Source organism: Streptomyces sp. NPDC058671, assembly GCF_042716475.1.
Classification (GTDB): Bacteria; Actinomycetota; Actinomycetes; order Streptomycetales; family Streptomycetaceae; genus Streptomyces.
On record NZ_JBHXSA010000006.1, the window covers coordinates 284,498 to 306,843 of the forward strand.

The 22,346-nt window shown below is 73.6% G+C and carries 20 protein-coding genes and 1 pseudogene; 12 read left to right on the plus strand and 9 right to left on the minus strand.

Going from position 1 to position 22,346, the window contains the following annotated elements; translation table 11 throughout:
- Window positions 1-68: 68 nt before the first annotated feature.
- The 3 genes from ACFWV2_RS10475 to ACFWV2_RS10485 form a co-directional block, all read right to left on the minus strand.
- Entirely contained in the window at window positions 69-1,454 is a 1,386-nt protein-coding gene (locus ACFWV2_RS10475; RefSeq protein ID WP_384404666.1) for a deoxyguanosinetriphosphate triphosphohydrolase, read from the minus strand.
- A gap of 44 nt (window positions 1,455-1,498) precedes the next feature.
- On the minus strand, window positions 1,499-2,422 hold the full coding sequence (locus ACFWV2_RS10480; protein ID WP_384404578.1) for a sirohydrochlorin chelatase: 924 nt from the start codon (window positions 2,420-2,422) through the stop codon (window positions 1,499-1,501).
- 89 nt (window positions 2,423-2,511) lie between these two features.
- The gene (locus ACFWV2_RS10485; protein WP_384404580.1) at window positions 2,512-3,213 is read right to left on the minus strand and encodes a hypothetical protein; all 702 of its coding nucleotides are present in this window, start codon (window positions 3,211-3,213) and stop codon (window positions 2,512-2,514) included.
- 76 nt (window positions 3,214-3,289) lie between these two features.
- Between ACFWV2_RS10485 and ACFWV2_RS10490 the strand changes: the two genes are divergently transcribed.
- From ACFWV2_RS10490 to ACFWV2_RS10500, 3 genes are all read left to right on the plus strand, one after another.
- On the plus strand, window positions 3,290-4,015 hold the full coding sequence (locus tag ACFWV2_RS10490; RefSeq protein ID WP_384404582.1) for an aquaporin: 726 nt from the start codon (window positions 3,290-3,292) through the stop codon (window positions 4,013-4,015).
- Between the two features lie 38 nt (window positions 4,016-4,053).
- Entirely contained in the window at window positions 4,054-4,743 is a 690-nt protein-coding gene (locus tag ACFWV2_RS10495; protein WP_384404584.1) for a vancomycin high temperature exclusion protein, read from the plus strand.
- A 173-nt stretch (window positions 4,744-4,916) separates the two neighbouring features.
- Window positions 4,917-7,034, plus strand: a complete 2,118-nt coding sequence (locus ACFWV2_RS10500; protein ID WP_384404586.1) for a molybdopterin oxidoreductase family protein — start codon at window positions 4,917-4,919, stop codon at window positions 7,032-7,034.
- Between the two features lie 26 nt (window positions 7,035-7,060).
- Here ACFWV2_RS10500 and ACFWV2_RS10505 read toward each other — a convergent pair whose 3' ends face one another.
- From ACFWV2_RS10505 to ACFWV2_RS10525, 5 genes and pseudogenes are all read right to left on the minus strand, one after another.
- Window positions 7,061-7,462 (minus strand): gamma-glutamylcyclotransferase family protein, encoded by a 402-nt coding sequence (locus tag ACFWV2_RS10505; protein WP_360785013.1) that lies wholly within the window; start codon window positions 7,460-7,462, stop codon window positions 7,061-7,063.
- Window positions 7,463-7,780, minus strand: a pseudogene (gene cutA / locus ACFWV2_RS10510) (divalent-cation tolerance protein CutA); the annotation flags it as partial. It lies immediately after the preceding gene.
- Window positions 7,777-9,678 carry an ABC transporter ATP-binding protein gene (locus ACFWV2_RS10515; protein WP_384404588.1) on the minus strand — a complete coding sequence of 634 codons (1,902 nt, stop codon included), beginning with the start codon at window positions 9,676-9,678 and terminating at the stop codon, window positions 7,777-7,779. The pseudogene cutA and the gene ACFWV2_RS10515, both read right to left, overlap by 4 nt.
- Complete coding sequence (locus ACFWV2_RS10520; RefSeq protein ID WP_384404590.1) at window positions 9,675-11,408, minus strand: ABC transporter ATP-binding protein; 1,734 nt, start codon at window positions 11,406-11,408, stop codon at window positions 9,675-9,677. The genes ACFWV2_RS10515 and ACFWV2_RS10520 overlap by 4 nt, the downstream gene beginning before the upstream one ends.
- A gap of 12 nt (window positions 11,409-11,420) precedes the next feature.
- Window positions 11,421-12,023 (minus strand): NADPH-dependent FMN reductase, encoded by a 603-nt coding sequence (locus tag ACFWV2_RS10525; RefSeq protein ID WP_384404592.1) that lies wholly within the window; start codon window positions 12,021-12,023, stop codon window positions 11,421-11,423.
- Between the two features lie 91 nt (window positions 12,024-12,114).
- On the opposite strand from ACFWV2_RS10525, the gene ACFWV2_RS10530 reads away from it, so the two are divergent.
- The 5 genes from ACFWV2_RS10530 to ACFWV2_RS10550 all read left to right on the plus strand — a co-directional run bounded on the left by ACFWV2_RS10530 (window position 12,115) and on the right by ACFWV2_RS10550 (window position 16,518).
- Window positions 12,115-12,876, plus strand: coding sequence for an aminotransferase class IV (locus tag ACFWV2_RS10530; protein ID WP_384404594.1), 762 nt, complete (start codon window positions 12,115-12,117; stop codon window positions 12,874-12,876).
- Window positions 12,877-12,925: 49 nt separating this feature from the next.
- Window positions 12,926-14,632, plus strand: a complete 1,707-nt coding sequence (locus ACFWV2_RS10535) for a right-handed parallel beta-helix repeat-containing protein (RefSeq protein WP_384404596.1) — start codon at window positions 12,926-12,928, stop codon at window positions 14,630-14,632.
- On the plus strand, window positions 14,625-15,035 hold the full coding sequence (locus ACFWV2_RS10540; protein WP_384404597.1) for a hypothetical protein: 411 nt from the start codon (window positions 14,625-14,627) through the stop codon (window positions 15,033-15,035). The genes ACFWV2_RS10535 and ACFWV2_RS10540 overlap by 8 nt, the downstream gene beginning before the upstream one ends.
- 267 nt (window positions 15,036-15,302) lie before the next feature.
- On the plus strand, window positions 15,303-15,809 hold the full coding sequence (locus ACFWV2_RS10545) for a hypothetical protein (RefSeq protein WP_384404599.1): 507 nt from the start codon (window positions 15,303-15,305) through the stop codon (window positions 15,807-15,809).
- A gap of 91 nt (window positions 15,810-15,900) precedes the next feature.
- Complete coding sequence (locus ACFWV2_RS10550; RefSeq protein WP_384404601.1) at window positions 15,901-16,518, plus strand: class F sortase; 618 nt, start codon at window positions 15,901-15,903, stop codon at window positions 16,516-16,518.
- 10 nt (window positions 16,519-16,528) lie between these two features.
- Here ACFWV2_RS10550 and ACFWV2_RS10555 read toward each other — a convergent pair whose 3' ends face one another.
- On the minus strand, window positions 16,529-17,314 hold the full coding sequence (locus tag ACFWV2_RS10555; protein ID WP_384404603.1) for a TSUP family transporter: 786 nt from the start codon (window positions 17,312-17,314) through the stop codon (window positions 16,529-16,531).
- A 274-nt stretch (window positions 17,315-17,588) separates the two neighbouring features.
- Between ACFWV2_RS10555 and ACFWV2_RS10560 the strand changes: the two genes are divergently transcribed.
- From ACFWV2_RS10560 to ACFWV2_RS10575, 4 genes are read left to right on the plus strand one after another with little or no spacing between them, the layout of a single operon-like run.
- Window positions 17,589-18,788 (plus strand): NAD(P)/FAD-dependent oxidoreductase, encoded by a 1,200-nt coding sequence (locus tag ACFWV2_RS10560; RefSeq protein ID WP_384404605.1) that lies wholly within the window; start codon window positions 17,589-17,591, stop codon window positions 18,786-18,788.
- Window position 18,789: 1 nt separating this feature from the next.
- The gene (gene nirB, locus ACFWV2_RS10565) at window positions 18,790-21,360 is read left to right on the plus strand and encodes a nitrite reductase large subunit NirB (RefSeq protein WP_384404607.1); all 2,571 of its coding nucleotides are present in this window, start codon (window positions 18,790-18,792) and stop codon (window positions 21,358-21,360) included.
- Window positions 21,357-21,710: a nitrite reductase small subunit NirD gene (gene nirD, locus ACFWV2_RS10570; RefSeq protein ID WP_384404609.1), complete on the plus strand. Its 354-nt coding sequence runs from the start codon at window positions 21,357-21,359 to the stop codon at window positions 21,708-21,710. Before nirB ends, nirD begins: the two co-directional genes overlap by 4 nt.
- Window positions 21,711-21,747: 37 nt before the next feature.
- On the plus strand, window positions 21,748-22,332 hold the full coding sequence (locus ACFWV2_RS10575) for a TetR/AcrR family transcriptional regulator (RefSeq protein ID WP_384404611.1): 585 nt from the start codon (window positions 21,748-21,750) through the stop codon (window positions 22,330-22,332).
- The last annotated feature ends 14 nt before the right edge of the window (window positions 22,333-22,346 follow it).

The window sequence follows — 22,346 nt, forward strand, 5'->3', positions numbered from 1 at the left end:
TCCGGCCGTACCGCCCCGGGGCGTGCATGCGAGCGTCCCGCACGCGGGAGGACGGCGGAAGGGGGCCCTCAGGCGTGGTGGGGGCGGAGGCGGGTGTGGAGGGCGCGGGCGGAGGCGTCGGTGAGGGAGGCGATCTGGTCGACGATGACGCGCTTGCGGGCCCGGTCGTCGGGTGCGGCCTCGAACGCGGAGCGGAACTGGGGTTCGAGTCCGTCGGGGGCGCGGGCGACGAGGGCCTCGGCGAGTTCGGCGACGACGACGCGCTGGTCGGCGCGGAGGGCCTCCTGCTCGGCGCGCTGCATCACGTACCGGTCGGCGACGGCCTTGAGGACGGCGCATTCGTTGCGGGCCTCGCGGGGGACGACGAGCTCGGCGCCGTAGCGGGTGAGGCGGCCGGAACCCCACGCACCTCGTGTGGCGCCCTCGGCTGCGAGGCAGAAGCGGCCGATGAGCTGGCTCGTGGCGTCCTTGAGGCGGGCCTGGGCGACGGCGGAGCCGTCGTAGCCGTGCGGCCACCATTCCTGGTCGGTGAGCCGGTCGAGGGCTTCGGCGAGCTCCTGCGGGTCGGTGTCCTCGGGTACGTAGCGGCCGACGGCGACCGCGAAGACGTCGGCGCGCTCGGGCTCGGAGAGCAGCAGGCCGGGGTCGATGTGCCCGGCGTGGAGGCCGTCCTCGAAGTCGTGCACCGAGTAGGCGACGTCGTCGGCCCAGTCCATGACCTGGGCCTCGAAGCACTTGCGGTCGGCGGGGGCGCCCCGGCGGATCCACGCGAAGACCGGCAGGTCGTCCTCGTACACGCCGAACTTGGGCGAGCCGGGGTCCTCGGGGTGGTCGCCGCGTGCCCAGGGGTACTTGGTGGCGGCGTCGAGGGTGGCCCTGGTGAGGTTCAGTCCGACGCTGACGAGCTCGCCCTGCTCGTTCTTGACGAAGCGCTTGGGCTCGATGCGGGTGAGGAGGCGGAGGGACTGGGCGTTCCCCTCGAAGCCGCCGCAGTCCTTGGCGACGTCGTTGAGCGCCTGCTCGCCGTTGTGCCCGAAGGGCGGGTGGCCCATGTCGTGGGAGAGACAGGCGGCCTCGACGAGGTCGGGGTCGCAGCCGAGGGCGGCGCCGAGTTCCCGCCCGACCTGGGCGCACTCCAGGGAGTGGGTGAGCCGGGTGCGGGGACTGGCGTCCCATGCGTGGCTGGGGGCGCCCCCGGCGTGAGCGAAGCCGAAGGCGTGGGGGAGGGTGCCGGGGGTGACGACCTGGGTCTTTCCGGCGAGCCTGCGGAGCGCGGCGGAGTGCAGCACCCGGGCGCGGTCGCGCTGGAACGCGGTGCGTCCGGGGCGTTTGTCGGGCTCGGCGGCCCAGCGCTCGGTCGCGGCGGGGTCGTAGCCGCGGGTGTCGGTGATGTCGCTGATGCCGGTGATGTCGGTGATGCCGTGGTTGTCGTCGCTGCCGTCGTTGCCTCGCATGCCTGCCATGATCCGAAGGTAACCGGAGGGACCGACAGAAGCGCTCAGACGGTGGCGAGTTCCCGCGTGCGGGTGGGTGTCACCCGGGCCCGGTCGTAGCGGTGGAGGACGAGGCGGGCGAGGGCCGGGTGGGCGCCGAGCGGGGCGGCGGCGATCCAGGGGGCGGCGGCCGTGGCGCGGGTGGCGAAGAGACCGGGGGCGGTGAAGCAGGAGGCGACGGCGACCCGGTGGCGGCCCCGGGCGGCGAGGGCGCGGACGGCCTCGGGGACGGTGGGCGCGGCGGCGGAGGCGTAGGCGCTGACGACGGGGGCGCCGCCGAGCCGCTCGCTGAGGAGCGCGGCGATACGGCGGATCTCGGCGCCCGACCGGGGGTCGCGGGAGCCGGCGGACGCGAGGACGACGCCGGTGTCGCGGGAGGCCCCGTCGCCGGGGGTCCAGCCCGCCCGCGCGAGCCGGTCGGCGAGGGCCTCGACGAGGAGCGGGTGCGCGCCGAGCGGCTCGGCGACACGGGCCCGGAGGGCGGGTGTGGCGGCGACGGCGGCGGGCAGGTCGTGGGTGACGTGGTACCCGGGGGCGAGCAGCAGGGGGACGAGCACGGCGTCCCGGCCTTCGGCGGCGAGCCCGGCGAGGGTGGCGTCGAGGAGCGGGGCGTTCAGCTCGATGTGGGCGAGCCGCACGTCGAGTCCGGGCCTCAGCTCACGGACCCGGTCGAGCAGCCGCTCCAGGGTGGCGCGGGCTCGGGGGTCCCGGCTGCCGTGACCGACGGCGACGAGGGTGGGGGCCGGGCCGCCGGGGGCGGCGGCGGGTGGTGCGGGGCGGGTGCTGTTCATGGGCGGGCTTACCTCCTCCTCGTGCTTCCGGGGCCGGGGGCCGTACGGACGCACGTGGCCGAGCTGGGTTCCGAGCTGCGCGGTGATCCTTCCGAGCAGTTCGGCGGCGCTGTCGAACGTGCTGTCCGGCTCGGTCATGGACCGATCCTGACGGCCGTACGTTGCCGGGCCGTTGCGCGGGGGTCACGACTGTTTGCCACGCCCTCACCGTGACTCCCGCGTCCGTGTCAGGCGTCCAGCCACACCCGCAGCGGGCCGGTCTCCTCGAAGCCCGCGGCGAGGGCGGGGGCGAGGTCGTCGCCGGACTCGTAGCCGACGACGGGACGTCCCCCGGGTGCGGCGGCGAGGGCGCCCGCCCAGGCGTAGGACGGGTCGGTGTCGCCTGCGGTGAAGAGGTTGGAGACGCCGGTGACCCCGGCGGCGTCGCTGAGGACGGCGCCGCCGAGGATCCGGCCGTCGGCCGCGTACCCGCCGACGACCGTCGTCGCCGGGTCGGCGAGGAGTCCGGGGCGGAAGAGCGCCGCCTCGTCGGCGTCGCCGTCGCTCCAGGCGAGGGCCCAGGCGGCGAGTGCCTCCGGGGTGCGGACGGGGTGCCAGCCGGCGGGCGCCGGGGGCCGGGGAAGGCCGGCCGGCCGGTGGATCCACCGGGCCTCGAAGAGGAGGCGGAAGCCCTCGGCCGCGAGGTCGAGGCGGGCGTAGCTGTCCTTGACGGAGGCGCCGGGGGTGGTGCGGTCGATGCCGGTCAGGACGTCCGTCGCGTCCGCGTCCTCGGTGAGCGTCACCGCGTCCGGGTAGTAGAGCGGGGTGCGGCGGGCGCTGGTCCAGGCACGGGGGCCGAAGGTGCCGGGGTGGCCGTGGGCGGCGCACACGGCCTGGCACCATGCGGCGTTGTTGCGGACCGCGTCCCCGGGGACGGCATCGATGATCATGCGCGGATCGTACGGGGACCCCCGGCTTCCCCTCCCCCCCTTTTTTCCTTCCGAATCACGGAATATGTTTTCCATTATGAGAATGTCCCCGCCCGCCCTCCCCCGGCGCGTCGCCGCCGAGTTCATCGGGACCGGCGCCCTCGTCGCCGTCATCGTCGGCTCCGGTATCCGCGCCGACTCCCTGAGCCAGGACATCGGCGTCCGGCTGCTCGCCAACGCCACCGCGTCCGCCCTCGGCCTCGGGCTGCTCATCGCCCTCATCGGGCCGCTCTCCGGGGCCCACTTCAACCCCGTCGTGACGCTGACCGAGTGGTGGTCCCGGAGCCCCGGGCACGGGGGTGGGCGCGAGGCGCTCGCCTACATCGGCGCCCAGCTCGCCGGGGCCGTCGCGGGGGCCCTGCTCGCCGAGGCGATGTTCGGGCGGGCCCCCGGCGCCTGGGCCACCGAGTCACGGGCGGCGCCGCACCTGCTGCTCGGCGAGGCCGTCGCCACCGCCGGCCTCGTCCTCGTCGTCCAGGGCCTGCGCCACACCGGCCGCCCCGCCCTCGCCCCGGTCGCCGTCGCCGGCTACATCGCCGCCGCGATCTGGTTCACCTCCTCCGGCTCCTTCGCCAACCCGGCCGCCACCGTCGGCCGGACCTTCTCCGACTCCTTCACCGGGATCGCCCCCGCCTCGGTGCCCGCCTTCACCGCCGCCCAGCTCCTCGGCATGGTGCTCGGCATGGTCCTGGCCGGTGTGTTGTACGGAACAGACCGGGGCGCCGGCGAACCGAATCCCGCCGACGCGCGTCGGACGGGGTGACACACCGACACCGACCCGCCACCCACGGAGGTTCCCGCATGCCGGCACGGCTCACCCGGCTGGTCCCCCGCACCACCAGGGCCCGGCGCCGAACCGTCCAGGCCGTGGTGGCGGGCGCCGTCCTCGCCCTCCTCCCCTCCACCTGGATGCACACCGCCGCCGCCGGGAAGCTCCGCACCACCGCCGACGTGCCCGCCCGGGACGTCGCCGTCGTCTTCGGCGCCGGACTGTGGAACGGGCGCCCCACCCCGTACCTCGCGCACCGGCTCGACACGGCCGCCGAGCTGTACCGGACGGGCAAGGTCCGGGTGCTCCTCGTCACCGGCGACAACAGCAGGACCGTGTACGACGAGCCCAGCGCCATGCGCGCCTACCTCACCGCGCGCGGGGTGCCCGACGACCGGATCGTCAGCGACTACGCGGGCTTCGACACCTGGGACTCCTGCGTCCGGGCCCGGAAGGTCTTCGGGGTCGACCGGGCCGTGCTCGTCACCCAGGACTTCCACATCAAGCGGGCCGTCGCGCTGTGCGGGCGCGCGGGTGTCGACGCGTACGGCGTCGGGGTCGCCGAGCCCCACGACCCCACCTGGTACTACGGCACCACCCGGGAGCTGTTCGCGGCGGGCAAGGCCGCGCTCGACGCCGGTCTGCGGCCCGACCCGCACTTCCTCGGGCCGGAGGAGGACGGCGTCACCGAGGCGCTGGCCTCCCCCGGGGACCAGGGATGACCGCCCGCCGGCCTCACCCGGGACCGGGGACGACCGCCCGCCGGCCTCCCCCCGGGACCAGGTGGCCGACCCGCCCGGCCTCACCTCGCGGCCGGCCGGGGGCTGAGCGGAGAGCACCGCGCCCGTAATACGGGGCGCCGCCCCGCGTAACACGTCTGACGCACGCTTGCCGCATGCCCGAGGTCACCGCCGTTCCCACCCACTGCCCCTACTGCGCCCTGCAGTGCGGCATGTCGCTCCGCCCCACCGGCAACCCGGAGCTGCCCGCCGAGGTGGTCGACCGGACCGACTTCCCCGTCAACCGGGGCGCGCTGTGCGGCAAGGGCCGCACCGCCCCCTCCGTACTCTCCTCCCGGGTCCGGCTCACCGAGCCCCTGGTCCGATGCCCTGACACGGGGGCACTGGCGCCCGCGACCTGGGAGGAGGCGCTCACGGCCGTCGCCGAGGGGCTGCGCCGCACCCGCGCCGACCACGGCCCCGACGCCGTGGGGGTCTTCGGCGGCGGCGGCCTCACCAACGAGAAGGCGTACACCCTCGGCAAGTTCGCCCGGCTGGTCCTCGCCACCTCACAGATCGACTACAACGGGCGCTTCTGCATGTCGTCGGCCGCCGCCGCGCACGGCAGGGCCTTCGGACTCGACCGGGGACTGCCCTTCCCCCTGGAGGACATCCCGAGGACGGGGTGCGTGATCCTCGTCGGCTCCAACCTCGCCGAGACCATGCCGCCCGCCCTCCGCTACCTCACCGAGCTGAAGGAGAACGGCGGCAGGCTGATCGTCATCGACCCCCGTCGCACCCGGACCGCCGAACAGGCCGATCTGCACCTCGCGCCGCGCCCCGGCACCGACCTCGCGCTCGCCCTCGGCATGCTGCACCTGGTCGTCGCCGAGGGCCGGGTCGACGAGGACTTCGTCCGTGAGCGCACCACCGGCTGGGAGGGCGCGCGCGCCGGGGCCATGTCCCACTGGCCCGAGCAGGTCGAGCGGATCACGGGCGTGCCGGTCCCGCAGCTGCGGGACGCCGTCGCGATGTTCTCCGACGCGCCCACCGGCATGGTGCTGACCGCGCGCGGCCCCGAGCAGCAGTCCAAGGGCACCGACACCGTCGGCGCCTGGATCAACCTCTGCCTGGCCACAGGCAAGGCGGGCCGGCCGCTCAGCGGCTACGGCTGCCTCACCGGCCAGGGCAACGGCCAGGGCGGCCGCGAGCACGGTCAGAAGGCCGACCAGCTGCCCGGCTACCGCAAGCTCGACGACCCGGCCGCACGCGCACACGTGGCCGGGGTGTGGGGCGTGCCCCCCGAGTCGCTGCCCGGACCCGGGCGGAGCGCGTACGAACTCCTCGACGCGCTCGGCGGCGACGTGAAGGCCCTGCTCCTCATGGGCTCCAACCCGGTGGTCTCCGCCCCGCGCGCCGCGCACGTCGAAGGCCGGCTGAGGTCGCTCGACTTCCTCGCCGTCGCGGACGTCGTGCTGTCCGAGACCGCCGCACTCGCCGACGTCGTCCTGCCCGTCACCCAGTGGGCGGAGGAGACCGGCACCATGACCAACCTGGAGGGCAGGGTGCTGCTCCGCCGCCGCGCCCTCACCCCGCCCGCCGGGGTACGCAGCGACCTGGAGGTGCTGCACGCGCTCGCCGGGCTCCTCGGCTGGGAGAAGGGCTTCTCCGCCGAGCCCGAGGAGGTCTTCGACGAGCTGCGGCGCGCCTCGGCCGGCGGTCCCGCCGACTACTCGGGCATCGACTACCGGCGGATCGAGGAGGAGCAGGGCGTCTTCTGGCCCTGCCCCGAGACCCCCGAGGGCTCCGCCGCCCACCCCGGGACGCCCCAGCTGTTCCTGGACCGGTTCGCGACCCCGGACGGGCGGGCCCGGTTCGTGCCGGTGGTGCACCGGGCGGCGGCCGAGGAGACGGACGCCGAGTACCCCGTCGTCCTCACCACCGGGCGGGTCGTGTCCCAGTACCAGTCGGGCGCGCAGACCCGGCGGGTCGCCGAGCTGAACGCGGCGGCGCCCGGCCCCTTCGTGGAGCTCCACCCCCGGGTCGCCGAACGGCTCGGGGTGAGCGAGGGCGAGCGGGTCGCCGTGGTGTCGCGACGCGGCCGGGCCGTGGCCCCTGCCCGGATCACCACGTCCATCCGGCCGGACACCGTCTTCATGCCGTTCCACTGGGCGGGCGAGGGCCGGGCCAACACCCTGGTGAACCCGGCGCTCGACCCGGTCTCCCGGATGCCCGAGTTCAAGGTGTGCGCGGTCCGGCTGGAGCGGGACGGGGACACCGCGAGCCCGGCCTGATCCGCGAGGCGGCCCCCGGACGCGACCTACGGCCGGCTGAACCAGTCGCCGCTCTCGATGACCGGGCCGAGGGGCGCGTCCGGCGCCGCGAGGAACACCCAGGCGGACACCCGCGCCCCGTCCCGTACCCGTACGACGTCCATCGCCACCCGCTCGTACCCGACGGGCAGCTCCAGGCGGTCGAGCAGGCCGAACAGCTCGCCGTACGAGCCGGGGGCGGGTGTGAGCAGCGTGCCGACCACCTTGCCCCCGTCCGCCGGGACGACGTACGGATAGCCGGGCCCGTCGTGCAGGACCGCCCCGTGGAGCACGCCGTCCGCCTCGGTTCCGATCCGGCCGGCGAGGAACCGGTCGTGGTTGTACGCGCCGGGGCGCAGCGTCCCGTACACGAAGAAGGGCCGCTCCTCGGCCGCGGGGCTCTCGATCATCGCGGCCGCCGCGGTCTCCCGCTCGACCCAGCGGGCGTAGTCCTCGCTCACCCGGGTCACGCGGGTGGCGAGGATCTCGGGCGTCCCGTAGTCGTGGGCGGCGAGGAGGTGCGCCTCCAGGGCCGGGTAGCGGGCCTCGGTGGTCTTGAACACCACCTGCCACTCCTGAGCGGTCTCGATCGCGCCCCGCCAGTGGTAGACGGAGGTGACGGGCGCGGAGATCTGCGCGCAGGCGGCCAGCCGGGCCTCGACGGCGCCGCGCGCCAGGTCGTCGGCCTTGGCGCGCGCGTCGGTGGTGGTGGTGACGGTGACGATCACGTCTCCACCGTACGGGCGAACTGGGCCGCGTGCAGCCGGGCGTACGCGCCGCCGGCGGCGAGGAGTTCCTCGTGGGTGCCCTGTTCGGCGATCGAGCCGCTCTCCATCACCAGGATGGTGTCGGCGTCCCGGATCGTGGAGAGCCGGTGGGCGACGACGAAGCTGGTCCGCCCGGCGCGCAAGGAGGTCATCGCCTGCCGCACGAGGAGTTCGGTGCGGGTGTCGACGGAGCTGGTGGCCTCGTCGAGGACCAGGATCACCGGGTCGGAGAGGAAGGCGCGGGCCAGGGTGACCAGCTGCTTCTCCCCGGCGCTGAGACCGCCGCCGTCCTCGTCGAGGACGGTGTCGTACCCGGCGGGCAGGGTGCGGACGAACCGGTCGGCGTGCGCGGCCCGCGCGGCCTCGACGATCCGCTCGCGCGATACCTCGCCGGGGGCCCCGTAGGCGATGTTGTCGGCGATGGTGCCGCCGAAGAGCCAGGTGTCCTGGAGGACCATGCCGGTGGCGGAGCGCAGGTCCTCCCGGGTCATCGCGGCCGTGTCGACGCCGTCGAGGGTGATCCGGCCGCCGGTGACCTCGTGGAACCGCAGGAGCAGGTTGACCAGGGTCGTCTTGCCCGCGCCGGTGGGGCCGACGACGGCGACGGTCCTGCCCGGTTCGACGGTGAGCGACAGGTCCTCGATGAGCGGCCCGCCGTCCTCGTAGCGGAAGGAGACCTTCTCGAAGGAGACCCTGCCGCGGAGCCGGGCGGGGTGCCGCGGTTCCTTCGGTTCCGGAGACTCCTCCTCGGCGTCGAGGAAGTCGAAGACCCGCTCGGCGGAGGCCACGCCGGACTGGAGGAGGTTGGCCATCGCGGCGACCTGGGTGATGGGGCCGTTGAACTCGTACGAGTACTGGATGAAGGCCTGTACGTCACCGACGGACAGGGTGCCGCTCGCCACCCGCAGTCCGCCGACGACGGCGATGGCGACGTAGTTCAGGTTGCCGACGAAGGCCAGCGCGGGCTGGATGAACCCGGACACGAACTGGGCGCGGAAGCTCGACCGGTACAGCTCCTCGCCGAGCTCGTCGAAGCGGCGCACGGCCTCGTCGCGGCGGCCGAAGGCGACGACCTCGGTGTGACCGGTGATCATCTCCTCGACATGGCTGCCGAGCCTGCCGGTGACCGCCCACTGCTTCACGAACTGCGGCTGGGCGCGCCGTCCGACGAAGGCGGCGACGGCGACCGAGAGGGGCACGGTGGCGAGGGCGACGAGGGCGAGCAGCGGCGAGATCCAGAACATCATCGCGAGGACGCCGAACAGGGTCAGCACGGCCCTGACCATCTGGCTGAAGGCCTGCTGGAGGGTCTGGGTGATGTTGTCGATGTCGTTGGTGGTGCGGGAGAGGACCTCGCCGCGCGGCTGCCGGTCCAGGTAGCCCAGGGGCAGCCTCGCCAGCTTGTGCTGCGCCCGCTCCCGCAGCCGGTGCCCGGCCCGCTGGACGACGGTGGTGGCGATCCGGAGCTGGATCCAGGTGAAGAGGGCCGAGCCGGCGACCACCAGGAGGGAGAGGGCGAGGACCCGGCCGACGGCGGCGAAGTCGACTCCGGCCGGGCCGGTGACGCCGGTGACGACGAGGTCGGTGGCGCGGCCGAGGAGGAGCGGGCCGAGGACGGAGAGGGAGACGGCGGCGGCGCCGGCGGCGAGGACGGCGAAGAGCCGGGCCCGGTCGGGGGCGAGGGTGCGCAGGAGGCGCAGGCCGGAGGTGCGGAAGGAGAGGGAGCGTTCGAGGACGGCCGCTGCGGGGAAGCCGGGACCGCGCTGCTGGGAGGAGGGGCCGGTGCGGGCGGGTGCGGTGGGCCGGTCCTGCGGTGCGCTCGGGGTCGTACGGCGTTCGCTCGCCGTGGACGTGCTCATGCGGCTTCCTCCTCGGTGAGCTGGGAGAGGACGATCTCCCGGTACGTGGCGTTGTCCGCCATCAGGGACGTGTGGGTGCCGGTGCCGACGCTCCGGCCCCGGTCGAGGACGACGATGCGGTCGGCGTCCCGGACGGTGGAGACCCGCTGGGCGACGATCACGACGGTCGAGTCGGCCGTCTCGGTCCGCAGGGCGGCCCGGAGGCGGGCGTCGGTCCCGGGGTCGAGGGCGGAGAAGGAGTCGTCGAAGAGGTAGAGGCGGGGCCGGGCGACGAGGACCCGGGCGATGGCGAGCCGCTGCCGCTGGCCGCCGGAGAAGTTGGTGCCGCCCTGGGAGACGGGCGCGTCAAGACCCTTCTCGAGCTTCCGTACGAAGTCGGCGGCCTGGGCGACGCCGAGGGCGTGCCAGAGTTCCTCGTCGGTGGCGTCGGGCTTTCCGTACCGCAGGTTGGTGGCGATGGTCCCGGAGAAGAGGTAGGGCTTCTGGGGGACGAGTCCGACGGTCTTCGCCATCAGTTCGGGGTCGAGTCTGCGGACGTCGACGCCGTCGACGAGGACCTCGCCGCCGGTGGCGTCGAAGAGCCGGGGGACGAGCCCGAGGAGGGTGGACTTGCCGCTGCCGGTCGAGCCGATGACCGCGGTGGTCTCACCGGGCCGTGCGACCAGGCCCACGTCCTTCAGGACGGACTCCTCGGCGCCCGGGTAGCGGAACTCCGCCCCCCTGACCTCCAGATGCCCCCGCCGGACCGGCGTCCGCACCGGATCCACCGGCGGCACCACGCTCGACTCGGTCGCCAGGACCTCGCCGACGCGCTCCGCGCCCGCCTCGGCCCGGGGCATGTGCATGAGCAGGAAGAGGACCATCATCACGGACATCGCGGTCTGGAGCAGATAACCGAGGAAGGCGACGAGCCCGCCCGGCTGGAGGGTGCCGGCGTCGATCCGGTGGGCGCCGACGTACACCAGGGCGACGGTCGTGAGCTCCCAGACGATGAGCACCGTCGGGTACATGAGGGCCTGGAGCCGGCCGGTCCTGAGGCCGACCGAGAGCAGTTCGTCGTTGGCGGCGGCGAACCGTTCCCGCTCGTGCCGGTCGCGGATGAAGGCGCGGACCACCCGGACGCCGGTGATCTGCTCGCGCAGGATCCGGTTGGCGCCGTCGACCCGCTCCTGCATGCCGCGGAACAGGGGCCTCATCCGCAGCACGACGGTGCCGACGGCCCCGGTCATCACGGGCACGAAGAGGAGCAGGACCAGGGCGAGCGGCACGTCCTGGCGCAGGGCCATGGCGATCCCGCCGACGCAGAGGAGCGGCGCGGCGACCAGCATGGTCAGGACGAGGACGGTGAACGTCTGGACCTGTTGGACGTCGTTGGTGGTGCGGGTGATGAGGGAGGCGGCGCCGAAGCGGCCCCGCTCCCGTGCGGAGAAGTCCTGGACCCGGCGGAAGACCTCGGAGCGCAGGTCGCGGGCGACGCCCATGGCGATCCTGGCACCGGTGTAGGTGGCGGCGGCCGCGGCCACCGCCTGGAGCAGGGTGACGCCGATCATCGTGGCGCCGCCGCGGAGGACCCGGCCGGTGTCCCCGCGCAGGACGCCCTGGTCGATGACGCCGGCGTTGAGGGCGGGCAGGGCGAGGGAGGCCAGGACCTGGACGAGCTGGAAGGCGACGAGGAGGACGAGGAGGGCCCGGTAGGGCCTGAGGCGGGGGACGAGGAGACGCGTCAGCATGACGGCGGGCCCTCACTTGCCGTACGGATGGGCCGACTTGGCGTCCTTGAGGGCGCGGCCCCACCAGCCGAGCTGGTCGAGGAGCGCCGTGGCGGCGATGTCGGCGCCTGCGGGGTCCCGGTGCTGCCCGTCCTCGTCGAACTGCGCGTGGGCGTGGTGGAAGGAGACGGTCTCGCGGACCGTGACGGCGTGCATCTCGGCGTAGACCTGGCGGAGCTGTTCGACTGCCCGCAGGCCTCCGGAGATCCCGCCGTAGGAGACGAAGCCGACGGGCTTGGCCTGCCATTCGGTGTAGTGCCGGTCGATCAGGTTCTTGAGGGAGGCGGGGAAGGAGTGGTTGTACTCGGGGGTGATGACGACGAAGGCGTCGGCGGCCTCCAGTACCGGTGTGACCTTGGCGAGTTCGGCGCGGACGGCCGGGGAGGGGTCGTAGGAGAGGGCGGTGGGGAGGTCGACCTCGGCGAGATCGACGACGGTGACGGTGAAGTCCTCGCGCCCGGCCAGGCGGGAGCGGAACCAGTCGGTGATGACGGGGGCGAAGCGGCCGTCGCGGTCGCTGGCGACGACGAGGGCGAGGGAGAGGGGACGGGTCTGCGTGGAGTTCGTGAGGTCCATGCGGATGATCGTGGTACCTCAACTTTACTTGAGGTCAAGCGGTGATCCGGGGCGGCCTCCAAGACCCTTTCCCCGGACGTACGGTGAGGGCATGACGACCCCGCCTCCGCACATCGAGATCGACGGCGTCCCCGCCGCCGACCCCGCGTTGCTCGCCGGCCTCATGACCGGCTTCGGCCACTTCACGGCGATGCAGGTGCGGGGCGGACGCGTGAAGGGCCTCGGTCTGCACCTCGCCCGCCTCGACCGCTCCACCCGCGAGCTGTTCGGCCGGGACCTGGACGGGAGACGGATCCGCGACCTCGTCACCGGAGCCCTGGCGGCGGCCGGGGTGCGGGACGCCTCGGTGCGGGTGTACGTGTACCCGGACGTCCGCGTCGCGGTGACCGTCGCCCCGCCGGCCCCGGACGGCCCCGCCGCCCCGCAGCGGCTGAGGACGGTCGCGTACTGGCGTACCGCGCCGCACATCAAGCACCTCGGCGGCTTCGGCCAGAGCTACCACCGCGAGGCGGCCGTCCGCGACGGCTACGACGAGGCCGCGCTGACCTCCCCGTGCGGCGAGATCGCCGAGGGCGCCGTCACCAACATCGCCTTCTGGGACGGCACTTCGCTGGTCTGGCCGTCGGCGCCCTGCCTGGAGGGGATCACCATGGCCCTCCTGGGGACCCGCCTGGAGTCGGTCCGGCGCCCGGTCACCCTGGCCGGCCTGTCCGGCTACCGGGCCGCCCTCGTCACCAACTCCCGTTCCATCGCGGCCGTGACGTCGATCGACGAGGTGACGTACGCGGTGGACGAGGAACTCATGGGACGGGTGTACTCGGCGTACGACTCGGTGGAGTCGGAGGAACTGTAGAGCGGTACGGGGCGGTCAGGGCTTCGGAGCAGGAGGAGGAGTCGGCGCGATGGTCGTGAGGTACGTCGTCTCGCCGCGCGGCGGTCGTCGCGCCCACTCCGACATCGCGTCGGCGCTGCGCGCCGCCGCCGCACGGGGCCGGGCGGCGGAGATCGAGATCGCGTCCGGCCGTTACGAGGAGTTCCTCGACGTCAGGGGTGACGTACGGCTCGTCGCGGCGGAGGGCCCCGGCTCCGTCGTCGTCGGCCTGCCCCGCGGTCCCGTCCTGCTCGCGGCCGGATCGGTCACGCTCCACGGACTCACCCTGGCCGGCCGCGAGTCCGTCGTCGCCGGCTGCCACGCGGGAACGCTCACACTCGAACACACGGAGGTCTGGGCGCACGGCGGCGTCGGCGTGCACGCCCCGCCGGGCACCTCCGTCACCCTGCGGGACAGCGTGGTCGCCCACGGCCGGACCCTCTTCACCGGGAGCGTGGGGCTCGTCGAGCGGTGCCGGTTCACCGACGCCGCCGACAACGCGGTCGCCGTCATCGAAGGCGCCCAGGTCTCGGTCCTGGGCAGCAGGATCGAGGGCAGCCGGATCCACGGGCTGCGGGTCAGCGACGCCCGGGCCGAGGTCGTCGGCTGCGAGCTGACCGACACCGGGCAGGCGGCCCTCATGGCGGACGCCCGGGCGCGGCTCACCGTGGCGGACTGCGCGATCACCTCCGTCCACGGGGAGGGGATCATGTTCATCGAGCAGTCCCGCGGCTCCGTCGACACCACGACGGTCACCGGCGCGCGGCACGGGATCGCCGCGGCGAGCGGCGCCGACCCGATGGTGCGCGGCTGCGTCCTCACGAACTGCCGCGACACCGGCATCAACGTCCAGACCGCCGCCAGGGGCCGGTTCGAGGACTGCCGCATCCTCGACGCGGGCAACGTGGCGGTGTTCGTGTCCGACGGCGGGACGCCGGAGGTCCACGACTGCCACATCTCGGGGGGCAACGTCGGCGTCGCCGTCACCGAGGGGTCCCGCGGCCGGTTCAGCGGCCTCGTGGTGGAGGGCCTGACGAACTCGGCGCTGCGGGTGTGGACCGGATCGGAGGGCCTGTTCGAGGACGTCCGGGTGGACCGCTGCACGCTGGGCCTGGACACCAAGGGGGACGGCGGCACCACGGCCGGCCTCACCGACGTGGTGTTCCATGACTTCGAGACCGCGGTGACCGCCCTCGGTCAGTCCAGGGTCACCCTGAAGGGCGTGACGGCGGAGCGGGGCGGGGTGGGCTTCTTCGCGGGCGAGGAGGCACAGCTCCTCGTGCACGGCTGCGAGGTCGCGTCCGTGAGCATCGGCGGGGCCGGCGTCTCCGGCAGGGCGAAGCTCTCCGCACGGAACCTCACCGTGAACGGGTCGGAGGGAACCGGTCTCGTCGCGAGCGAGTCCGGCTACCTGGACGTCGGGGACAGCGACTTCAACGGCTGCGCCGGCACGGGCGCCACCTTCGCCGACGAGAGCGGGGGCCGGCTGGTGGCCTGCTCGGTGGACGGTACGCGGGGGCCCGCCGTCCTGCACAACGGCCGCGTCGAGCTCGTCTCGTTGCGCACGACGCGTCCGGTCGTACGGAAGACCGTCCGCACGGTCGAGCAGGCACCGACGATCATCAACAACTACGCGGGCCCCGTGATCAACGGGCCCGTGCACAACAGCCAGTTCGCGTGGAACAACGACACCGCCACCCAGAACCAGACGACAGAGGACGGTCCGGCACATGAGTGATCCGCAGAACGCGCAGCACCCGAACGACGGTCCGGTCTTCCACGGCTCCGTGTCGCGATCCCAGTTCGCCTGGGGCAACGAGACGGTCACCCAGAACCAGCGGAGCGACACGACGGTCGCACCGGGGTACGAGGCGCTCGCCGAGCGGGTGCGCGAGCTCCTCCGGCAGCTGCCCCAGGCGGGCCTCCCCGACCAGGACCGCGAGGACGCCGCCGCCGCGGCCGAGGAGGTCCTCGCGGAGATCACCCGGCCGGAGCCCGTCGAGGAGGGCCGGGTGCGCCGGGCGCTCACCACCCTGAGGGGTGCCCTCGCCCCGGTGGCGACGGGCGTCGCGGCCGGCGCGACGATGGGCGCACAGGAATGGGCCCTGGCGGCGATGGGCGGCCTGACGGGGGCCGGATAGGGCCTGGGGCGGGGCACGGGTCGGGCAGTGCGGCGTTTCCGGTCACCCGTTCGGCACGGTGTGTCAGCTGACGCGACGAAACCCGCTCTGACCTGCATAAACCTGCGAAATCCAGGCGACACACCGTATCGGACGGCCCAATCCTGATGCCTCATCAGGAGGCGCGGGGCGCGCGTCGGCTCTTATCTCGGTCACAGAAGGTCCTTCCGGGAAGTCCCTCCCGGGAGACCCCACCGCTCGACCGCTCGCGCGCCCCGGAGGCCCCCCATGCGCACCACTGTCCGCCTGTTCACCGGTACCGCGCTGACGGTCGCCGCGATCGGAGCCCTGGCCGCCCCCGCGGCGTTCGCCGGGAACTCCGAGACGCTGGAGGTCTACCCTTCCGAGGCCTCCCCCGGCACCACCGTCACCGTGAACACCCTCGCCTGCGGCAAGCACGGCCGCGGCGTCGGCGACGCGAACTCGCTCGGCGCGGGCGAGTTCCACCTGAGTTCGAGCACGCACAAGGAAGTCGTCGTCGGACAGTTCACCGTGCCGGAGCACGCCAAGCCCGGCACCTACGGCATCAGCGTGGCCTGCGACAACGGCAAGACGGCCCGGGGTGACCTCACGGTCAAGCACCGGCGGCCCAGCGGCCACGTCCAGACCGGTGTCGGGGGCAGCATCGGCCCCGACACCGCCCAGGTCACGGCGGGCGCGGCGGTGCTGGCCGCGGCTGCCGTGGGCGGGGTCTGGCTCCTGCGCCGCCGGGCGAGCGGCGCGCAGGGGCACTGAGACCACCGCCTGTCCTGCCCCCGCCGCGCGCCCGTACACGGCCCGGCGGGGGCAGGGCCACACCCCGCCACGAACCGACCGAGGGATCCCAGTGAGCAACAGGAGCAAGGGCTGGGGCATAGCCGTGGCCGCCTGCGTCGGCATCTGGCTCGTCCAGAACGGCTCGGAGCACGTCACCCCGCCCGTACCGTCGGCCGCGCAGGCCTTCGCCGCCGGGCCGAGCGTGCACACCGACGCGGCCGCCGATCCGCTGCCGCCCTCCGCCCCGGTCCGGCTGCGCATCCCCGAGACCGATGTGGACACCCCGATGATGCGGCTCGGTCTGGCCGCGGACGGTTCGCTCGACGTGCCGCCGGCGGGGAACCGGAACATGGCCGGCTGGTACGAGGGCGGCACGTCGCCCGGCGCCAAGGGCACGGCGATCGTCGCGGGCCACGTCGACAACGCCGAGGGGCCCGCCGTCTTCTACACGCTCGGCGCGCTCAAGAAGGGCCACCGCATCGAGGTGGACCGGCAGGACGGCAGGACCGCCGTGTTCACGGTCGACGCGGTCGAGGTCTACGAGAACGAGGACTTCCCGGACCGCAAGGTGTACGACGAGGCGGACCGCGCGGAGATCCGGGTGATCACCTGCGGCGGCGGCTTCTCGAAGAAGAACGGCTACCAGGGGAACGTGGTGGCCTTCGGTCACCTCATCGGCGTGAAGTAGCCGGGGCGGATCAGGCCCACTGGTCGAAGGCGAGCTTCGCGACGAGCGAGAGCACCACGACGAGCAGCACCCCGCGCACGAACCCGGCGCCCTTGCTCAGCGCCATCCGCGCACCGACCATGCCGCCCGCGAGGTTGAAGACCGCCATCACGGCCGCCAGCTGCCAGTACACGCTGCCCTGGTGGGCGAACATGGCGAGCGCCCCCGCGTTGGTGCAGACGTTGACGATCTTGGCGGTGGCGGAGGCCGTCACCAGGTCGAGGTGGAGGACGGCGGTCAGGGCGAGGACCAGGAAGGTGCCGGTGCCCGGCCCGAACAGGCCGTCGTAGAAGCCCATCCCGCCGCCGACCACGACGATCGCGAAGACGATCCGGGCCCGGGTCAGCGGCGCCCGCTCCTCCCCCGCGGCCTTCGCTCCGAACGACGGCCGCAGCACCACGAAGGCCGCCACCGCGAGCAGCACCACCATGATGACCGGGCGCAGCACCTCGCTGCTGATGCCGGCCGCGAAGAAGGCTCCGCCCATGGAGCCCGCGAGGGCCGCGAGCCCGATGCGCACCGCCGTCCAGACCTGTACGGGCGCCTTGCGGACGTAGGTGACGGCGGCTCCGGTGGTGCCGACGATCGCGACGGCCTTGTTGGTGCCCAGGACGTGCGCGGCGGGGACGTGGGGCAGCCCGAGCAGCAGTGCGGGTATCAGGAGCAGTCCCCCGCCGCCGACCACGGCGTCGATCCAGCCCGCCACGAGCGCGGCGAGGCAGAGCAGGACAACGGTGGTCAGCGATATCTCGGGCATGGCCGTGAGCCTAAGGACGTGATCGTCGGGCCGTCCAACGATCACCTGATCGTTGAGCTACCTCTGAGCTTGCGGCGCCCGGGGCCCGCCCGTATACGGGAACCGCCGCCCCGGCCCCTCGCCCGGATCCCTCGGGCGGGCGTGAGCCGGGGCGCACGGCGGGTCGGTCCTCCCCGGGCCTCACAGTGCGCCGGACCGGAGGCGGAGATCAGCGTTCCGTACGGGAAACAGTCGGGATGCCGTCGGGTAACACCGGCCGCGCACGCTTCCCGGTATGAGTACACGGATCGTGGTGGTCGGGGGCGGAACGGCGGGCGCCCGACTCGCCCAGCGCCTGCCCGTCACCCTCCTCGGCGAGGAGCCGCACGCCCCCTACAACAGGGTGCTGCTCGCCGACGTCCTCGCCGGGCGGTACGCCCCCGAGGTGATCGCCCTGCCCGAGACCCGGGAGCCGGTACGGCTCGGGGTGCGGGCGGTGCGGATCGACCGGGAGGCGCGGACGGTGGAGTGCGCGGACGGCTCGCTCGTCGGCTACGACCGGCTGGTCCTGGCCACGGGCTCCAACCCGGTGCTGCCGCCGCTGCGCGGACTGCGCGGGGCGGAGCCGCCGGAGGGCGTCCACGCCTTCCGGACGCTCGACGACTGCCTGGCCCTGCGCGACCGGGTCCGTCCCGGGGTGCGGGCGGTGGTCATCGGCGGCGGGCTCCTCGGCGTATCGGCGGCGCGGGCCCTCGCGGCCCTCGGCGCGGAGGTGGTCCTGACCCAGCAGGGCGAGCGCCTGATGGAACGCCAACTCGACACGTACGCGTCGGCGCTGCTCCGCGAGCACATGGAGGCTCTCGGTGTCGAGGTGCACACCGAGTGCCGGGTGAGCGGGCTGCGGCAGCGGGACGGGGCGGTCACGGCGGTCGAGCTGGCCGACGGCTTCGTCCTCGACGCCCAGGTCGTGGTCCTGGCCTGCGGGGTGCGGCCGCGTACCGCCCTCGCCCGCGACGCGGGGCTCGACGTCGGCCGGGGCATCCTCGTCGACGACGAGCTGCGGACCTCCGACCCGTACATCCACGCGGTCGGCGACTGCGCCGAGCACGAAGGCCGCGTCTACGGCCTGGCCGGCCCGGCCCTGGAACAGGCCGACGCCCTGGCCGAGGTGCTCGGGCGCGAGGTTCCCTCGGCCGGGTCGACCCGCTACACCGGCACCCGCGCCCTCACCCGCCTCACCCTCGGCGGAGCCCAGCCCCTGGACCTCGCCGCCTTCGGCGAGGCCACCCCCCGGCCGGGCGACGACGTCGTCCAGCTCACCGACGCCACGCGCAGCGCGTACCGCAAGGTCGTCGTCCGCGGGGACCGGCTCGTCGGGGGCGTCCTCCTCGGTGACCTGGCCGCGGTCGGCACGCTCGCCAGGGCCTGGGAGGGCGACGAAGCCCTCCCGGAGGCCCCCCTGCTCCACCTGCTCACCCACGACGGAGGCTCCTGACATGAGCGCTGACATGACCGCGCACACCCCGACGATCGTCCTGGTCGGCCACGGAATGGTCGGCCAGCGGTTCCTGGAGTCGCTCGCCGACCGTGGGGTCACCCAGCGGGCCAGGATCGTGGTCCTCTGCGAGGAACCGCGCCCGGCCTACGACCGCGTGCAGCTGACCTCGTACTTCTCCGGGAAGACGCCCGACGACCTGTCGATGGTCGAGGCGGGCTTCATGGAGAAGCACGGCATCGAGCTGTACGTCGGTGACGCGGCGGAGTCGGTGGACCGGGAGGCCCGTACGGTCACCGCCCGCTCCGGGCGGGTCTTCGCGTACGACTCGCTCGTCCTGGCCACCGGCTCGTTCCCGTTCGTGCCGCCGGTGCCCGGCAAGGACGCCCGCGGCTGTTTCGTGTACCGCACGATCGAGGACCTGCTCGCGATCGAGGAGTACGCGAGGACGGCGACGACCGGCGCGGTCGTCGGCGGCGGTCTGCTCGGCCTGGAGGCGGCGGGCGCGCTGAAGGGCCTCGGGCTCGACACCCATGTCGTCGAGTTCGCGCCGCGTCTGATGCCGGTGCAGGTCGACGAGGGCGGCGGCGCCGCGCTGCTCCGCACGATCGAGCGGATGGGTCTGACCGTCCACACGGGGACGGGTACGCAGGAGGTCGTGACGGCGGACGGCACCGTGACGGGCATGAGGCTGTCGGACGGCTCCGAGCTGGCCACGGACATGGTGGTGTTCTCCGCCGGTGTACGGCCCCGGGACCAGCTGGCCCGCGACTGCGGCCTGACGGTCGGGGAGCGCGGCGGCATCGCGGTCGACGAGCTGTGCCGCACGTCCGACCCGGCGGTGTTCGCGATCGGCGAGTGCGCGCTGGCCTCCGACGGCCGGGTGTACGGCCTGGTGGCGCCGGGCTACGAGATGGCGCAGACGGCGGCGGCGGCGATCGCCGACGAGACGGACGCGACCGTCGACGGGTTCACCGGCGCCGACCTGTCGACGAAGCTGAAGCTGCTCGGTGTGGACGTCGCCTCCTTCGGTGACGCGCACGGCACGGCCGAGGGCTGCCTCGACGTCGTGTACTCGGACTCCCGCTCGGGTGTCTACAAGAAGCTGGTGATCTCCCAGGACGGGGTGCTGCTCGGCGGTGTCCTCGTCGGTGACGCCGAGCAGTACGGTCTCCTGCGGCCGCTGACCGGTACCGTGCCGCCCGTCTCCGCCGAGCAGCTGGTGCTTCCGGCGGGGGTCGGCGCGCCGGTGGCGCTCGGTCCCTCGGCGCTGCCGGACGACGCGGTGATCTGCTCCTGCCACAACGTGACGAAGCACGCGATCGGCCAGTGCTCCTCGCTGGCCGAGGTCAAGAAGTGCACCAAGGCCGGTACCGGCTGCGGCAGCTGTGTGAAGACCATCGAGAAGCTGCTGCCGGCGGCGAAGGACAAGGGGCTCTGCGGCTGCTTCTCGTACACCCGGAGCGAGCTGTACGAGATCGCCCGCACCCTGCGCATCGCCTCGTTCGCGGCGCTGCTCGACTCGCACGGGCGGCCGGAGGCGCGGGGCGGTGAGGGCTGTGAGGTCTGCAAGCCGACCGTCGGCTCGATCATCGCGTCGCTCGCCCCGACGCTCGGCGTCGGCGGGTACATCCTCGACGGCGAGCAGGCCTCCCTCCAGGACACCAACGACCACTTCCTCGCCAACATGCAGCGCAACGGCTCCTACTCGGTCGTGCCGCGCATCCCCGGCGGTGAGATCACCCCGGACAAGCTCATCGTGATCGGCGAGGTGGCCCGCGACTTCGGCCTCTACACGAAGATCACGGGTGGTCAGCGGATCGACCTCTTCGGCGCCCGGGTGGACCAGCTCCCGGCGATCTGGACCCGGCTGGTGGACGCGGGCTTCGAGTCGGGGCACGCGTACGGCAAGTCGCTGCGCACGGTGAAGTCCTGCGTCGGGCAGACCTGGTGCCGGTACGGCGTCCAGGACTCGGTGAGGATGGCGATCCAGCTGGAGCTGCGCTACCGGGGCCTGCGCGCCCCGCACAAGCTCAAGTCGGCGGTCTCCGGCTGCGCCCGCGAGTGCGCCGAGGCCCAGTCGAAGGACTTCGGGATCATCGCGACGGCCAACGGCTGGAACCTGTACGTGGGCGGGAACGGCGGCGCGACCCCGCGCCACGCGGACCTGCTCGCGCAGGACCTGTCGGACGCCGAACTGGTGCGCCTGATCGACCGGTTCCTGATGTTCTACATCCGGACGGCGGACCGCCTTGAGCGGACGTCGACGTGGCTGGAGCGCCTGGAGGGCGGCCTGGACCACCTCAAGGACGTGGTGGTGCACGACTCGCTCGGTCTCTGCGACGAACTGGAGGCGCTGATGGCGGCGCACGTCGCCGGCTACCAGGACGAGTGGGCGCAGACCCTGGACGACCCGGAGCGGCTGCGGCGCTTCGTCTCCTTCGTGAACGCGCCGGACGCGCCGGACCCCACCGTCCGGTTCGTGCCGGAGCGCGACCAGATCAAGCCGGACCTCACGATCCTGACGCTCGGCAGGACGAACAGCACGCTGGAAGGGGCTTCCTCCCGATGACGACGACTCTCCCGTCTCTCACGACGACACTCGAACTCTCCCCCGCCCCCGACTCCTGGGTGACGGTCTGCGAGGAGTCCCGGCTGACGCCGGGCCGGGGCGTGGCGGTGCTGCTGCCGGACGGCCGGCAGGCGGCGGTCTTCCGGGACCGGTCGGGACGGCTGTACGCGATCGACAACCGTGATCCGTTCTCGGGGGCGCAGGTGCTGTCCCGGGGGCTCGTCGGCTCGGCGGACGGACGGCCGTTCGTGGCCTCGCCGCTCCTGAAGCAGCGCTTCGACCTGGAGACGGGGCGGTGCCTGGACGACGACGAGGTGGCGGTGGCGGTGTATCCCGTCCGCACCATGTGACTTGACCGATCGTTCCAGATGATCGTACGGTCTCCTCATGGCCAGGACCAAGGAATTCGATCCGGACGCCGCGCTCCAGGCAGCCCTTGAGCTGTTCTGGGCGCGCGGCTACGAGGCGACGGCGATGTCGGACCTCGTGGAGCACCTCGGCATCGGCCGCGCCAGCCTCTACGCGACCTTCGGGAACAAGCACGAGCTGTACCTGAAGGCCATGGACCGCTACCTGGAGACCCGCGACCCGCGGCTCGTCGAGGAGTTGTCCGCGCCGGGCCCGGCCCTGCCGGCCGTCCGGACGCTCGTCCGCCGCTTCGCCACCGAGGCGACGACGGAGGGGGAGCGCCTGAACGGCTGTTTCGTCACCAACTCGGCGGCGGAACTCGGGCCGCACGACCCGGCGGTCGCGCGTCGGGTCGAGCTCAGCTGGGAGCAGGTGGAGACGCTCCTGTACGCGGCGCTCACCCGGGCCCGCGCCGGGGGCGAGCTCCCGACCGGGCGCGATCCGCGATCCCTGGCCCGGATGCTCCTGGTCCTGCTCCAGGGCATCCGCGTGGTGGGCAAGGCGTCGAGCGACCCGGCCAGGGTCAGGGACGCGGCGGAACAGGCACTGAGCCTGCTGGACTGAGGAACGGGCGCCCC